General features: G+C 62.8%; 10 protein-coding genes. 7 read left to right on the top strand and 3 right to left on the bottom strand.

Annotated features, from left to right (window positions below; genetic code table 11):
- Both QMG83_RS13240 and QMG83_RS13235 read right to left on the bottom strand, forming a co-directional pair.
- The gene (locus QMG83_RS13240) at window positions 1–996 is read right to left on the bottom strand and encodes a ribonucleotide-diphosphate reductase subunit beta (RefSeq protein ID WP_283505875.1); all 996 of its coding nucleotides are present in this window, start codon (window positions 994–996) and stop codon (window positions 1–3) included.
- Between the two features lie 157 nt (window positions 997–1153).
- Entirely contained in the window at window positions 1154–3595 is a 2442-nt protein-coding gene (locus QMG83_RS13235) for a ribonucleoside-diphosphate reductase subunit alpha (protein WP_283505874.1), read from the bottom strand.
- A 250-nt stretch (window positions 3596–3845) separates the two neighbouring features.
- Here QMG83_RS13235 and QMG83_RS13230 point away from each other — a divergent pair, with 250 nt between their 5' ends.
- The 4 genes from QMG83_RS13230 (at window position 3846) to QMG83_RS13215 (ending at window position 8807) form a co-directional block, all read left to right on the top strand.
- Window positions 3846–5054 (top strand): MFS transporter, encoded by a 1209-nt coding sequence (locus QMG83_RS13230; RefSeq protein ID WP_283505873.1) that lies wholly within the window; start codon window positions 3846–3848, stop codon window positions 5052–5054.
- A 79-nt stretch (window positions 5055–5133) separates the two neighbouring features.
- Window positions 5134–5604, top strand: a complete 471-nt coding sequence (locus QMG83_RS13225) for a YdcF family protein (RefSeq protein WP_283505872.1) — start codon at window positions 5134–5136, stop codon at window positions 5602–5604.
- Window positions 5605–5684: 80 nt separating this feature from the next.
- Entirely contained in the window at window positions 5685–5879 is a 195-nt protein-coding gene (locus tag QMG83_RS13220; protein WP_283505871.1) for a hypothetical protein, read from the top strand.
- A 279-nt stretch (window positions 5880–6158) separates the two neighbouring features.
- Window positions 6159–8807, top strand: coding sequence for a helix-turn-helix transcriptional regulator (locus tag QMG83_RS13215; RefSeq protein ID WP_349358024.1), 2649 nt, complete (start codon window positions 6159–6161; stop codon window positions 8805–8807).
- On the opposite strand, the gene QMG83_RS13210 is transcribed toward QMG83_RS13215, so the two are convergent.
- Entirely contained in the window at window positions 8804–10075 is a 1272-nt protein-coding gene (locus tag QMG83_RS13210; RefSeq protein ID WP_283505870.1) for a glycosyltransferase family 2 protein, read from the bottom strand. The genes QMG83_RS13215 and QMG83_RS13210 overlap by 4 nt on opposite strands.
- 248 nt (window positions 10076–10323) lie before the next feature.
- On the opposite strand from QMG83_RS13210, the gene QMG83_RS13205 reads away from it, so the two are divergent.
- Genes QMG83_RS13205 through glmS form a run of 3 tightly spaced genes read left to right on the top strand, consistent with a single transcriptional unit; the run spans window position 10324 to window position 14521 of the window.
- A complete protein-coding gene (locus QMG83_RS13205) occupies window positions 10324–11697 on the top strand; it encodes a nucleotide sugar dehydrogenase (protein ID WP_283505869.1) in 1374 nt (457 codons plus the stop codon).
- On the top strand, window positions 11697–12710 hold the full coding sequence (locus tag QMG83_RS13200) for an NAD-dependent epimerase/dehydratase family protein (protein WP_283505868.1): 1014 nt from the start codon (window positions 11697–11699) through the stop codon (window positions 12708–12710). Before QMG83_RS13205 ends, QMG83_RS13200 begins: the two co-directional genes overlap by 1 nt.
- Window positions 12710–14521, top strand: a complete 1812-nt coding sequence (glmS, locus tag QMG83_RS13195) for a glutamine--fructose-6-phosphate transaminase (isomerizing) (RefSeq protein WP_283505867.1) — start codon at window positions 12710–12712, stop codon at window positions 14519–14521. The genes QMG83_RS13200 and glmS overlap by 1 nt, the downstream gene beginning before the upstream one ends.
- The last annotated feature ends 32 nt before the right edge of the window (window positions 14522–14553 follow it).

The following is a 14553-nucleotide window of genomic DNA, read 5'->3' as shown; positions in this document are numbered from 1 at the left end:
TCAGGCCTTGGCGCTCACCGTGGCCGAGGCGTTCGACTCGTACGACGTGTTGGTCGACTCGAAGAAGTTCACCAGCTGCAGGGTGTCGTTGGCTGCTGCCATCCACTTGGCGGGGTTCGACACGTTGTAGTGCGCGTCGAAGCCCAGCTCCTCGAGCCTGCGGTCGGCCAGGTACTTCACGTACTGGTTGATGTACGTGGAGTTCAGGCCGAGGATGCCGTTCGGCAGCAGGTCGCGGTTGTACTCCTCCTCCATCTCGACGGCATCCACGATCATCTGCTTGATCTCGGCCGCGAACTCTTCGGTCTGCAGGTCGGGGTTCTCTTCGAGAACCGTCAGGATCAGGTTGATTCCGAACTTGAGGTGCAGGCTCTCGTCGCGCACGACCCAGTCCATGAGCGAACCGAAGTTGCGCAGCAGGTTGCGCTGGCGGAAGCTCAGGGCGACCATGAAGCCCGAGTAGAACCAGACCCCCTCAAGGATGACGTTGTACGCAACGAGGTTGCGCACGAAGTCTTTCTTGCCCTCGGTGGAGTTGATGTCGAGGGTCTGCTCCGTCATGCGACGGATGTACTTGAGCTCGAACTCTTCTTTGCGCGCCATCGAGGGGATGTCGACGTGTGAGTTGTACGCGGCCTCCCGGTCGATCGGGAAGGTTTCAAGCACGTATTCGAAGCTCATGCAGTGGTTGGCTTCTTCCCACATCTGCTTCGCGAGGTACAGCGAGCACTCCGCGGCGGAGACGTAGGGGTAGACGCCGAACGCGAGAGCCTTGTTGACGAGCAGCTCGTTCGGGTTGAAGTAGCTCATCAGGAAGGTGACGGCGTGGCGCTCTTCGTCCGTCATCTTCTTGAAGTCGGCGATGTCTTCGCCGAGCTGGATCTCGTTGGGGAACCAGGTGTTGGCGACGGCCTGGTCATACAGGTCCATGGCCCACTGGTACTTGATCGGTTTGAGCAGAAGGCCGTCCTGCAGGCCGGTTCCGAGAATTCCCATTATTGGCAGCTTTCACATTGGAGGTCGTCCATCGGATCGACCGGTACGTAGTATTCGTCGGTTGCTGTGGCGGTCCGTGGCAGCACAGCTGCCCCGGCGCTGGCACGGCCTGCGGCCTGCTGCAATTGCTGCGCAATCTCCATAGCTCCAGCGCGCATCAGGCACCTGCCTTGGGTGCGAGTCCACCGAAGCCACGGCGGGCGGGCGCGGCTGACGACGCGGTAGCCGCGCTTGCGGCGGGCGCCGCGTTCGACGTCGAGATGTCTTCTGACTTGTTGACCTTCACCGTCGACTGCTCGGCGGTGTGGCGCGGCTTCATGTGCAGGTAGTAGGTCGTCTTCACGCCACGCTCCCATGCAGCGAAGTAGATGTCCATCATGTCTCCGAGGTCACGCGTCTCGAGGTACATGTTGCGGCTAATGGCCTGGTCGATCCACTTCTGGGCGCGGGCAGCCACCTCGAGGAAGGCGTACGGCGACAGCTGGAAGCTGGTCTTGTAGACCTCTTTAAGGTGGTCGGGGATCGCTGCCACATTCTGGATGTCGCCCTGGCTGCGCAGGATCGCCTCGCGGGTCGACTCCCAGATTCCGAGCTTCTGAAGGTCGGTCACGAGGTTGCGGTTGACCTCGAGGAACTTTCCGTTCGAGGTCGAGCGGCTGAAGATCTGCGAGAACTGCGGGTCGAGACCCGGGGTGGTTCCGGCGACAAGACCAATGGATGCGGTGGGCGCGATCGCCATGAGCGTCGCGTTGCGCATTCCACCCTTGACCTTGACTCGCAGGGCATCCCAGTCGAGGCGGGTCTTGCGGTTGACCTTGATCTCCATGCCACGGTCGGCCTCGGTGAGCGCGATCGAGTCGAGCGGAACGAGCCCCTCAGACCAGCGGCTGCCCTCGAAGTTCGCGTACGAGCCGCGCTCTTTCGCGAGCTCCGTGGATGCCTCGATCGCGGCGTACGAGACGTGCTCCATGATCTCGTCGATCAGGTCGTACGCCTCTTCGCTCTCGTAGCTGATGCCGAGCTTCTCGATGACATCGGTGAAGCCCATCACTCCGAGGCCGACGGCACGGTTCTCCTTGTTGGAGAAGTCGGCCTCCGCGACGCTCGAGCGGGTGATGTCGATGAGGTTGTCGAGCTGACGGACGGCCAGTCGCGCGCTCTCGGCGATCTTGCTGAAGTCGAGTCGACCAGCGTCGTCCAGGTGCTGCGACAGGTTGATCGACGCCAGGTTGCAGACCGAGACGTTGTCTTCGTCCTGCGGCAGGGTGATCTCGGTGCAGAGGTTGGAGAGGTGGATGGTTCCCGTGTTGTTGTTGAGGGCACGGTTGTTGATCGTGTCTTTCCAGGTCAGCCACGGGTGGCTGGTGGTCTGCAGAGAGATCAGGATCGACTTGAACTGCTCACGAGCGGTGATCTTCTTGAACATGCGCATTTCGCCGGCCTCGGCCATGGCGACGTACTCGTTGTAGCGGGCCGAGAAGGCTTTGCCGTAGAGCTCGTTGAGGTCGGTCACTTCGAGCGGGTCGAAGAGGTACCAGTCGTCGTCGTTCTGCACGCGCTTCATGAACTCGTCGCTGATCCACACGGCGGTGTTGGCGGTGCGGGTGCGGCGGTACGGGTCGCCGGAGTTGTTGCGGAGTTCGAGGAACTCCGGGAAGTCCATGTGCCAGTTCTCCATGTAGAAGCACAGCGCCCCGAACTTCTTGCCGCCACGGCTGACCGCGCGCAGGATCGAGTCGATGGTGTGCATGAAGGGGATGGGGCCGGTCGACGAGGTGTTGTTCGAGCGGATAGGCGAGCCCTGGGCGCGGAGTTTCGTCACCGAGAGCCCGATTCCGCCGGTGCCCTTGGTCAGCCACATGACATCGCGGGTGGTCTTCGCGATGTGCTCCATGTCGTCCTGCATCTCCATGACGAAGCAGTTGGCGAGCTGGGGATACACGGTGCCGGCGTTGACGAGCGTCGAGCCTGCCGCGAGGTATTCGAGGGTCGACATCTTCTTGTAGAAACCGAGCGCGGCCTGCGTGGGGTCTGCCTCATTGAGCGAGAGGCCCATGGCGATGCGCATCCAGAAGTACTGCGGAACCTCGAGCGCGTCACCGTTGCGGCCCTTGATGCCGTAGCGGTTGTTGAGCGTGACGACACCGATGTACTTGAGCAGCTCGTCATGGGCTGGCTCGAGTTGCGTCGAGAGGAAGTCAAGGTCGAACAGGTCGACGAGTCGTGAGTCGAGCAGGCCCTCTTCCACACCGCGAGTCACGTTGGCGGCGAAGTGCTGCTGGTGGAGATCTTTGAGCTCGGTCTCGGTCGTGTAGTCGCCGAGCACGCGCTTGTAGATGGTCTTGAGAAGAAGCCGCGCGGCGACGACATCGAAGGCAGGGTCATCTTTGACGTTCTGCAGTGCAACCTGGATGACGGCTTCGTCGAGTTGCTGCGTGGTGATGCCGTCGAACAGGGTCAGTTCGAGCTCCGAGGCGATCTGAGTCACCCAGGTGATGTTGTCGTCAAGGCCAACGGTCGCGGCTTCGATCGCGAGGTTGATCTTGTTCGCGTCATATGGCTCCCGCTCGCCACTGCGCTTTACGACTGTAATTCCCACTGAAATCTCCCTCGAATGCTCTCAAAAACCGAAGCCCGTGGCCCCAATAACGACTTTTTATCGCGACCCCCGGCCCGGCGGCTTCACCACTATATATCGTGCCACCGACATGGCGCCAACACCATATCTAGTGGGCGTGTCATCCACAGCTGTGCATAACTTCGCGGACTTATGCACAGCCTGTGGGGAACCTGGCTGGCCCTCGATACGCTCATGAGTTCGCCTCACTCGGCGCTAAGCTTGTGCTCTTGTGAAGAGCTACGTTGACCTCCTGAAAACCCCCGGTGTGGCCCGTATTATTGCGGCGCAGCTCACCGCGCGGTTTCCCGGTGGGATGCTCTCGCTCGCGTACCTGCTGCACGTCGAGCACATCTTCGATTCCTACGCCGCGGCCGGACTCGTCCTCGCCGCCACCAGCATCGGCCAGGCCATCGCCGGCCCGCTCACCAGCCGCTGGATGGGCGCGTGGGGAATGCGGCCGGTACTGATTCTGACGACGGTGGCGGCAGCGATATCCATGGGGATCGTCGCGTTCGTCGCCATGCCGCTCGTGGGCTACATGATCGTCGGGTTTCTCGGCGGCCTGAGCCAGCCACCCATTCAGCCCGCGGTGCGCACCATCTACCCCAAAATGGTGAACTCACGTCAGCTCACTCCACTGTTCTCACTGGATGCCTCTGCACAGGAGATCATCTGGATCGCCGCTCCCGTGCTCGTGACCTTCGTCTCGATTCAGATCTCGACCGTGCTCGGAATCGTCATCGCCATGGTCTTTTTGATCGGTGGCGGCGCGTGGTTCATTTCAAGCCCCGAAGTCGGGCGCGTGCGCATCCCGCGCAGCAAGCGCAAGCTTGGTGTCGTGCTGGGACGACCGCCAGTGTTGCTTGCTACCGTCGTGGGCTTCCTGCTCGTTGGCTCCTGTGCCGCGATCGAAACCGGCGTCGTCGCCCGCTTCGGCGAGGATGGCCCGCAGGCTGGCATCATTCTCGCGTTTTGGGCCGTGGCGTCGCTCGCGGGCGGCCTCACCTTCGGACATGTACCCGTCGGACCGTGGGCGCTTGCACGCCGCATGGGAGTCGTGTTCGCGGGCTGCGCGCTCGCTCTCTTCGCCTGGGACTTCTGGTCGCTGGCGCTCACTCTGCTGATTGCCGGGCTGTGCATTGCCCCCGCGCTTGCCGTGATGTTCGCCATCGTGTCAGCAAGCGTGAAGTTCAGCGACACGGCCGAGGCCTACGGCTGGGTTGGCACCGGGCAGCTGATCGGTGCCGCGATCGGTTCTGCGGTCGCCGGATTCCTGATCGACGCGAACGGGCCGATGGGCGGGTTTGTGACTGCGGCGATTTTCGCCGCGCTTGGATTCATCGTTCCGCTAGTGTTTCGACGGGCCCACCCTGACCTCCGCGGCAGGGACGCCAGCCCCATCCCGGACACCGAACCCGTTCAGGTTCAGCCCAGCTGACCCACTGACCTAGGCAGGCATCATTCTTCGCGCTCTCAAGTGGATCGTCTTCGTCATCATCGCGGTTCCCCTGGCGTTCGTGGCGGTCGGGCTGCCGCTCTATGTCGTTCCCTCCGTAAACACCCCCGAGAAGACCGATGTCATTTACATCATCGGCCCCCCAGACCCGTCCAGGATCGAGTTCGCGCTTACCCTCATCGAGCGGGGCATCAGCGACTCCCTGATGGTGTCGACGCCTGATCCCGATGACTATGCCGTGTGCCGTGAGCCTCAGACCTTCACGGTGTACTGCAAGCGCCCGTCCCCCTTCACCACGCAGGGCGAGGCGCGCGATCTTCGCGATCTCTCGGCGGAGCAGGGATGGACCAGTGCGACGGTCATCACCATGGTGCCCCACGTGACCAGGGCACGCATCGTCATCGAACGGTGCTTCACTGGCACGTTGTTGATGGTGCCGGACACGACACCGATGTCGATCAACAAATGGGTGGAGCAATACGTCTATCAGACCGCGGCTTTCGTCAAGGTCGCAGTCAACCAGGACTGCTAGAGCTCGTCGCGCTCGCGAGAGTGTCGCAAGATAGAGCTATCCGGGATTTTCTTCCGCCACCATTCACGAGGGAGCATGACATGACCAACACACGATCAGTCGCCGACACCGCACTCGCGTTGACCTTCGACACCGCCGCCAACCTCCAGCATGTGGCGAGCGATCTCGCGCTCACGGTTTCCGACACCTATCGCCTCAAGCCCCTGAAATTCTGGGGGCTGGTGGGTGCGGCTGTCGTCGCCATCGCGGCCACCGTGGCCGTCGCAAGACGCTAACATCCGACTGCCGTGCGGGGCTGGTGACAGTACCCCAATAACGTCGACCGGGGTACAGGAATCCTTGATTTCCGGGCCGTAGAGGGCTATAAAGGGTTGAGGAAATCGCATAATTACCCACCCGCAACCTCCTCGCCCCGAATCAAGGATTGGTCGCATGTTCCGTCGACCCCAGCACAACAGCACGCGCTTCAGCAGCGCTGTCACTCGCCCACTTTCGCGATGCGATCAATCCCGTGAAAGCTCGCTCGCCGAATTCTGCGGATAGCTGGTGCCGCCGTGAAGGTGATCGGCCGCAGGGCCGAGCTCGATCAGATAGCCCACATGAGCTCATCTCCCCATGAGAGTGCTCTGCTCGTGCTGGGCGATGTGGGCGTCGGCAAGACCAGGCTGCTCGAGGCAGCGGAGGAAGAATCCGGAATTGAGGCCGTTCTTCTCCGCATCAACCCGGCAGACGCCGGGTGGCCGCTCTCCGGATTCTTTACTGTCCTCGCCGCGATCAATAGCTCCAAGGTGCTCGACATCGGAACGAATGTCACTCTCTCAACGATGGAACCCGGCCAGTTGTTCGCCGCCGCCAGAGAAATCCTGTCGCTCATTCGCGCACTCGCGCTTCCACCCATGCTGCTTCTCGTCGACGACATTGACGCCATGGATGAAGCGAGCCAAATGCTCGTCGGCTTCATGGTGGGCAGGCTGGGCGGCACCGGCATTAGGTTCGTCGCTACATCCACCGGCGCAGACACCGGCGGCCAGTTCGGCGGACTGCCGCGCCTGCGCCTCGATCCACTAAACCGGCAGATGGCACTCGACCTCGCGCTTGCTGCACGGCCGGACTGCCGCCCGACGGGCACCCTCGGCATTGTGGTTGCCCAGACAGAGCGAAACCCCCGCGCCATTCTCGAAAGCCTGAAGGGGCTTTCGATCGAGCAGCTTGAGGGTCTTCATCCTCTGACACTGCCTCTCACTCCCGGCGCGACGGCCCGAGCGTACGCACGAGCGGTCTTGCCCACCCTCACACCAGCCCAATTGCTGTTGCTCGAACGGCTCTCTGCTGCGCCGATGCTGGATGTCAGCACGGCGACCCGCGGTGGGGTCAGCGATGAAGACGCATTGCAGGATCTGATTTTTCTCGGCATCGTCGAGGTGCGAGGGCGCGAGGTGAAGGTCAAGAGGCCGCTACTGCGGTCACACGTCTACTGGTCGATGACGTCCAGGGCGCGGCGCGAGCTGCATCTCGCGGAAGCCGAGGGGGCGTCGTCACGCTGTGCTCTGTGGCACCAGAGCTTCGGGCCGGCCGACCCCGAAATGGTGGATCGATTGCTGTCTGCAGCAGTGTCGTTCGTGCGGGAGGGGTCGACCCGAGTCGCGATCGAATTCGCAGACCGCGCACTCACCCTCAATGGCAACGGGCGGACAGAGCTCACAGGCATCTCTGAGCTCGCGCGAGTCTTGTTTGAGCGGGGCGAGTTGGCCCTCGCCACCCGCTATGCCACGGGCGGTCTGAACATCACCAGCAGCGACAGTGTTCACCTCAAGCTGACTCTGCTACGTCTTCTCATCGATTTCATGGATGACCAGCACTTGCCCGATAACGACCTCGACGCCTGGGAGGCGATGTACTCGGCGAAGTTCCCCGCGGAAACCGCAACAGTGCTCGCGGTGGCGGCACTGTGCCGGGCATTGCGCTGGGAATTGCCGACAGCGCGCAAGCTGCTCACGCGCGCAGATGGCATGGAGAGCCCGCCCTCCGGCCGGGCACGTAGCGTGTGCGACCTCGCCAACGAGCTCGTGGCAGCCACCGATGGGTTGGGGAGCGACGATGAGAAGCCGAAAACGCGTCATGCAGCCGACAGACTCGCTTCCCTGCCGACCATCGACCTGCTGATCGATGCACGCGCGCACACCATGCGCGAGGAGCATTTCGAAGCGAGTCGGCTGTGCGCGATCGTCCTGAATCGCCGACCTCAACCGGTCTGGGCGGATGCCGCGCGCTACCTACTGGCCGACGCCGACATCAGGTCTGGCGAGTTCGCTGCGGCGTGCACCACGATCGTCGAGTGGAAGGCACAATGCATCCCGGGCGCCCGCGCCGCGTTCCACTCGTACCTCGACTCGTGGCTCGCCTACGCCGAAGATCGACTTCCCGAGGCTCTGTCGATCATCGCTGCCGAGCTGGACGGCAACCGCCGCGACAGAAGTCCCGCGCTGGCGGCGAGCCTGCTCACCCTGAGGGGTGAGATCGGTCTGATCGACGGAGACGTCGAGGGTTCGCGCCGAGCGCTCATGATGGCGCACATCATCGACGGTCAGTTCGAGCACCCGGCCCTCGTTCGGCACGCTCCCGACCTCGTGGAGGTGCACCTTCTGGCTGGACGCCGGCGCGAAGCACGGGCCGTGCACGACAATTTCGCTCGTAAGGCGCACAACCATCCCTCTCGGTGGGCCAGGGTGGCGCTGTCACATACGACCGCGCTGATCACCGACGACAACAATTCCGCCCTCCTTCTCTTCGATGACGCGCTGAACTCACTCAGGCCAGGCGATTCCCTCATCCAAATCGCCCGAATCCACACCGCGAAGGCATCGCGACTGCTCGCGATGGGTCGCGCGATTGATGCCAGTGAGCCGCTGAGTGCGGCGCTGGACGCATTCGAGACTGCCGGTGCGCGCGCCTGGGTGAGGAAGGTCACAGCCATGATTACCGCACTCACCCCCGACACGGTGGCGGCGGAGGCCTGGCCGATGCTGGCGGGGCTGCACGTAGACGAGCGGGCGGTGGTGGAGCTGGTGTTGAAGGGATACCGCAATAAAGAGATTGCGGCAGAACTCTTCATCTCGCTGCGGACAGTGGAGGCGCGGCTCACCCACATCTATCGAAGCGTCGGCGCCAGCTCACGTTCGCACCTCGTCTCCATGATGTCTTAGGTTGCGGAAGCCGCCGCAGTCACCGACCGGCGGCTGGGGCTGGTCCACGTGCCCGACGTGGAGTGGCTGAATGCCCGCCCGAGGGCGCGCAGGCAAATAAAGGAGTCCACGATCCGCAGGGCTAGGAACGCCAGCCCCAGCACGAGCATCTCTGGCTTGCGCGACACGATCGCGGCAAAAACGGTCATGAGGTAGTCAGGCACGAAGACTCCGAGCAACACAGCGAGGGGCGGGATTGCCGCCACGGTCAACGAGGCGATGGTGGGCGCCGCACCGTCCAGCGAATCGACGACGACCAGCGTCAGCAGCGTCGCGACCAGGGGAACGAAGAGCAGCATCACCACGCTGGAGACGATCAGTTCGAGAACGAAGAAGAACAGCGCCGTCCAGAACCTGCCGACGTGCATCCCGTGGCGGCGAACCGTCTGCCACATGCCGAGGCTCCAGCGACTGATCTGTTTCGTATAGTCGAGCATCGTCGCCGGATCCTGGGTAAGCGCGATTGCCGCCCTGGGGTGGAACGCGATTCTTCCGAGTTTTTTGGCATGCACCTCGAAGGTCATGTTGTAGTCCTCGATGGTCAGCCCTGGCGCATCGATATCGATCTCAGACAGGATTCTGCTTCGATACATGCTTGCGAAACCCGGCACGATTGACACCACGTTGGCGCCCCGGGCGGCCTGCCCAAATTTGTGAAGGTACTGCACTGTGACGTACACACGCTCGCGGTAGGCCACCAGGATGCGACCGATGAGGGATGTTTCGGCAACCTCGGGCAGGCTGGTCGCCCTGCCGGCGACCGCCACGACACCGTCATCACTGAACAGCGGTAGCCCGGTATCGAAATAATCGGGAGCGAGCTGGGTGTCGGCATCGAGCAACAGCACCACCTCGAACCGCGAGGCGAGGTCGAATTCTTTGATCAGCGTCGACAGCGCCCCGGCCTTGCCACGGTTCGGATGAAGGTCGAGCACGGTAGCCCCAGCATCCATCGCGATCTCACTGGTCAGGTCGGTTGAGCCGTCGGACACCACAAAGATGTTCTCTAACGGCAGCAGGGCGGCCGCGGAGCGGATCGTGGTCGCAATGACGAGCTCTTCGTTGTGAGCGGCGACGATCACCGCCACATCGTTGCGCGTCGGAACGTTCGGTGCCACCTCCGGCTGTCGCTGAAGCCACGCCGTCATGACTCTCATCATGCCGACAGACGTCCACACGAGGGTATTGATGCCCACGACAACGAGCACAGCAATGATGAAGGTGGTCATCTGGTCTTTGCTCCCTCCGAGCCAACGGTAGTGCCCGAATCGGACGTGTCACCAGCCACTTCCGCAGAGGAACCGCAGTGTCGATGCGGTTAACCACACCGACCCGCGAGAAGTGCGGGTCGACCCGCACACGAGCCTGCGATCGCTTGACCGGCCGCGCTGACAGTTCGACAGTGGAGTTCCCGAATCCCCCGAACGGTCCGTCAGCGCCCCCGCGGCTGACGTCCCCAACTCTTTCAGGAGACACTGTGACGACCACAGATGCAACAAGAATGCCCGTGATCACCCGCGCACCTCGAACGGCTTTCGCTCCCGCACTACCCAGCGCCCAACTCGGAACGCCAACCGTGCCCGTGCAGATCGACTTCGACTATGACGTCGCGATCGTGGGTCTCGGGTACGTCGGCCTTCCCACTGCTCTCGCATTTCACCACGCCGGCAGCCGCGTTTTGGCGCTCGACAATTCCGCACAGCGCATCGATACCATCCGGGCTCATTCCGCAGACCTGCTCGATGACGACCGGACGCGGCTACTCTCAGCCCTCGACCATCCCGGCTTCGTGCTCACTGCAGATGAGGAATTGCTCGCCCGAGCCGAATCCGTGATCATTTGTGTGCCGACCCCCGTTGACGAACACCTCGTCCCCGATCTGACGATTCTGCGGGCGGCCTGCGCGATGGTGGTGGCAAACGCGGTCGAGGGCCAGCTCATCCTGCTCACCTCGACAACCTATGTCGGATGCACTCAGGACCTGATCGTCGACGCCTTGTCGAAGCGCGGACTCGAAGCCGGCCGCGATCTCTACGTCGCGTTCAGCCCCGAGCGAATCGACCCAGGAAACGCCGCAGTCTCACACGACGACGTACCTAGGGTCGTCGGCGGTACGACGCCGGAATGTGAAGTAAGAGCAGAGGCGCTGCTGAAGCGATATGCACGCAGCGTCCACGTCGTGCATTCCCTTGCTGCGGCCGAGATGACCAAATTGCTGGAGAACACATTCAGGGCAGTGAATATCGCGCTCGCCAACGAGTTCGCCGATATCTGCCGCGCGCTCGACCTCCCGATCACCGAGGTGATCGACGCGGCATCCACGAAGCCGTATGGCTTCATGAGGTTCATGCCGGGGCCAGGGGTAGGGGGGCATTGCATTCCGTGCGACCCGCACTATCTGCTCTGGCAGCTCAAGACGAAGCATGTCGAGGCGCCGATGATTCGCCAGGCGATGACCGAGATCGCTGGTCGACCCGGCCGGGTGGTTGATCGTGCTCGAGACGTCCTGTCAGATGCCGGACGCGGTTTGGTCGGCGCGCGGGTCGTCGTGGTGGGTGTTGCGTACAAGCCCAACGTCGCGGACCTGCGTGAGTCGCCCGCTATCGAAATTCTCGCCGGCCTTCGGGATCACGGTGCCGAGGTTGCGTATGTCGATGCATTGATCCCCTCGATTCGCATGCCCGGGGGCGGCATTCTCACAGCGACGTCAGATCCGTCGTCGTTCAATGCAGATCTGGTGATCATCCACACCAAGCACGACTGGGCCGATCTCTCCTGGATCAGTCCCAGCGCGATGGTGCTGGATACGACCTACCGCGAGTTGAGCATTCCGAGACGGATCCTCCTCTGATGAACGCCCATCAAACAAAAACTGTCGTCACCGGCGGCGCAGGCTTCATTGGCAGCCATCTGATCGAACGCCTGCTCGCCGCTGGTGACGATGTGGTCACACTCGACAATATGTCGACGGGAGACGCGCGAAACCTCGACGACGCCAAGGCCGTCAGCGACTCCGACGATGGTGGCACGCTCACGATTGTCGACGGATCCATTCTCGACCGCCAGACGCTCGATCAGCTGATCGATGGTGCAGACCGGGTGTTTCATCTGGCGGCGGCCGTCGGCGTTCGCCTGATCGTCGATGAGCCCCTCGCGGGCCTGCGCACGAACATCCACGGGACGGAGAACGTGCTCGATGCATGCCTCGCCCACGGTGCTCAGTTGCTGCTCGCCTCCACCAGCGAAATCTATGGCAAAAACACCTCGGACAGCCTCAACGAGGACTCCGACCGCATTCTTGGCTCACCGCTGCTGTCGCGGTGGACCTATGCGGCGGCCAAAGGCATCGACGAGGCGTTCGCGCACGCGTATTTCACCGAATTCGGGTTGTCAGTCTCGATTGTGAGGCTCTTCAACACCGTCGGTCCGCGCCAGACCGGACGCTACGGAATGGTCGTGCCCCAGCTCGTCGGTCAGGCGATGCGCGGTGAACCATTGACCGTCTACGGCGACGGCATGCAGACCCGGTGCTTCTCGGCCGTGCAGGATGTCGTGCCCGCGATGATCAGGATCCAGGAAAATCCTGAAACGGTCGGGCGTGCCTTTAACCTGGGCGGCGCGCACGAGATCTCGATCTTCGAGCTCGCCGAGCGCATCATCCATCTCGCTGGGAGCGAAAGCGAGATCAGGCTGGTTCCCTACGAGGAGGCATATTCCGCTGGGTTCGAAGACATGCGACGGCGGGTTCCCGACAATTCTCGCGCCCGCTCTGTGATCGGATTCGAGCCGACCACGAGCATCGACGAGATCATCCTCGGCGTCATGAACTACCTGAGCGGCCGGATCCCCGCAGTGGGTGCTTGATGTGCGGCATCATCGCGTGTCGAACAGCGTCGCCGGCGGCGCCGTTTCTGGTGCGCGGGCTGAGGCTGTTGGAGTACCGCGGCTATGACTCCATCGGGGTCGCGGTGCTGACCTCGGGCGGCTCCACAGCCGTCATCCGCTCGGTCAACCGGGTGGATGATCTCGCGAACATGGTCGACGGGTGGTCGGGCCAGCCACTCGGCGGGATCGGCATCGGGCACACCCGCTGGGCGACCCACGGTGCCGTGACTATGGCCAACGCGCATCCTCATCTGGATTGCACCGGCCGGGTTGCGGTCGTGCACAACGGCATCATTGAGAATGCGGATGAGCTGCGCCACGAGCTTTCCGCTGGCGGGCACGAGTTCGCCTCCGCCGTGGATTCCGAGGTCATCAGTCACCTGCTCGAAAATGAGCTGGAAACCGGGAAAGACCTGAACAAGGCGATGCAAGCGATCGTGCTCAAGCTGGCAGGGACGTGGGCGATGGTCGCGATGGACAGTCGGGACGGCCGGGTGGTGGGTACCGCGCACGGTTCACCGTTGCTGTTGGGCCACTCCGCGCACGGCGTGTTCTTTGCCAGCGATGTCTCTGCGATCGGCGACTGGGTCGACCAGTTCCAGGCGTTGGACGATGGTGACATCGTCGAACTTGCCGCCGAGCCGGTGTGGATCAGGAGCGGAGCCGCTCCACAGCCACCCCGGCTATGGAGCGCGGATCGTTCGACGCGTCAGGGTGGCCTCGACGGGCATCCGGACTACATGCATGCAGAGATCGATGAGCAGCCCGAGGTAGCTGCTCGCATTCTTGATGAGCTCGCCAACGGCATACCCACCGGATCTCTGTGGAGAAATCTGGATGGGCCCGCTTTCGAGCGCATCGCGGTTATCGGTTGCGGAACATCCCTAAACGCGGCTGCCGTCGTCGCCCAGGCGTTCGGGCGCCTGGGCGGCTTGTCGCACCGGTCGCTTGTCGCCAGCGAGGCGGTGAGCGCTGTCATCGAACCGGGAACGCTCGTGCTCGTGTTCAGTCAATCGGGAGAGACCGCAGACATCATGCGTGCGGTCGATCATGTGCAGACCTTCGGCGCCTCGATGCTCGCTGTCACCAACAATCCGCACTCATCGTTGGCGCGTCGATCCGACTCGGTCGTCACGTGCCAAGCCGGGCCGGAGATCGGGGTCGCCGCCACCAAGACCTTCACCGCGCAGGTGATCACCGGGGTATGCGTCGCGCTCTCTGCCCTCGTAGCCCAGGGGCGCCTCGATCGATCTCGCGCCAGGGAGCTCGCGGATGACCTCCGCCACCTTCCGGACATGCTCGCGCAGGCGCTCGTCGTGTCGAAGGATGTCATTCCCTCTCTCGTCGGGGACCTTGTCTCAGCAAGTGGTTTCCTCTTTCTTGGCCGCGGCCCCGGTGTCACCTTCGCCGAGGAGGGTGCTCTGAAGCTCAAGGAGCTCACCTATCGCTGGGCCGAGGCTTACCCCGCCGGCGAGTTGAAGCACGGCCCGCTCGCTCTCGTCGAGTCAGGGACCCCGGTCATCGTGGTCGACAACGACGATCGCCGGCTGCGAGGCAACGTCGCAGAGGTCGAAGCGCGCGGCGGCCGTGTGATCCGCATCGGGTCATCAGGCAGCACCATTCCCGCGCTCGGTCGCAGCATCGACTTGCCGTTGGCCGGCGGGATGGATCAGTGGGGGCCCCTCGAGTCAGTAATTCCGATGCAGGTACTTGCCCGAGAGTTGGCACTCGCTCTCGGTCGGGATGTAGATAAGCCCCGAAACCTCGCTAAATCCGTCACCGTCGACTAGAAAGAAACAGGAAAATGAAGCGCAAAATATTG

The organism is Salinibacterium sp. G-O1, from assembly GCF_030063305.1.
Taxonomy (GTDB): domain Bacteria; phylum Actinomycetota; class Actinomycetes; order Actinomycetales; family Microbacteriaceae; genus Rhodoglobus.
The sequence above is the reverse complement of the archived record's forward strand: the minus strand, read 5'-3'. Positions and strand labels throughout refer to the sequence as shown.

Bases quoted from the DNA above. Each gene is read 5' to 3' on its own strand.
- QMG83_RS13220 (WP_283505871.1), top strand. From the start codon at position 5,685: ATGACCAACACACGATCAGTCGCCGACACCGCACTCGCGTTGACCTTC.
- glmS (WP_283505867.1), top strand. From the start codon at position 12,710: ATGTGCGGCATCATCGCGTGTCGAACAGCGTCGCCGGCGGCGCCGTTT.
- QMG83_RS13200 (WP_283505868.1), top strand. From the start codon at position 11,697: ATGAACGCCCATCAAACAAAAACTGTCGTCACCGGCGGCGCAGGCTTC.
- QMG83_RS13240 (WP_283505875.1), bottom strand. From the start codon at position 996: ATGGGAATTCTCGGAACCGGCCTGCAGGACGGCCTTCTGCTCAAACCG.
- QMG83_RS13210 (WP_283505870.1), bottom strand. From the start codon at position 10,075: ATGACCACCTTCATCATTGCTGTGCTCGTTGTCGTGGGCATCAATACC.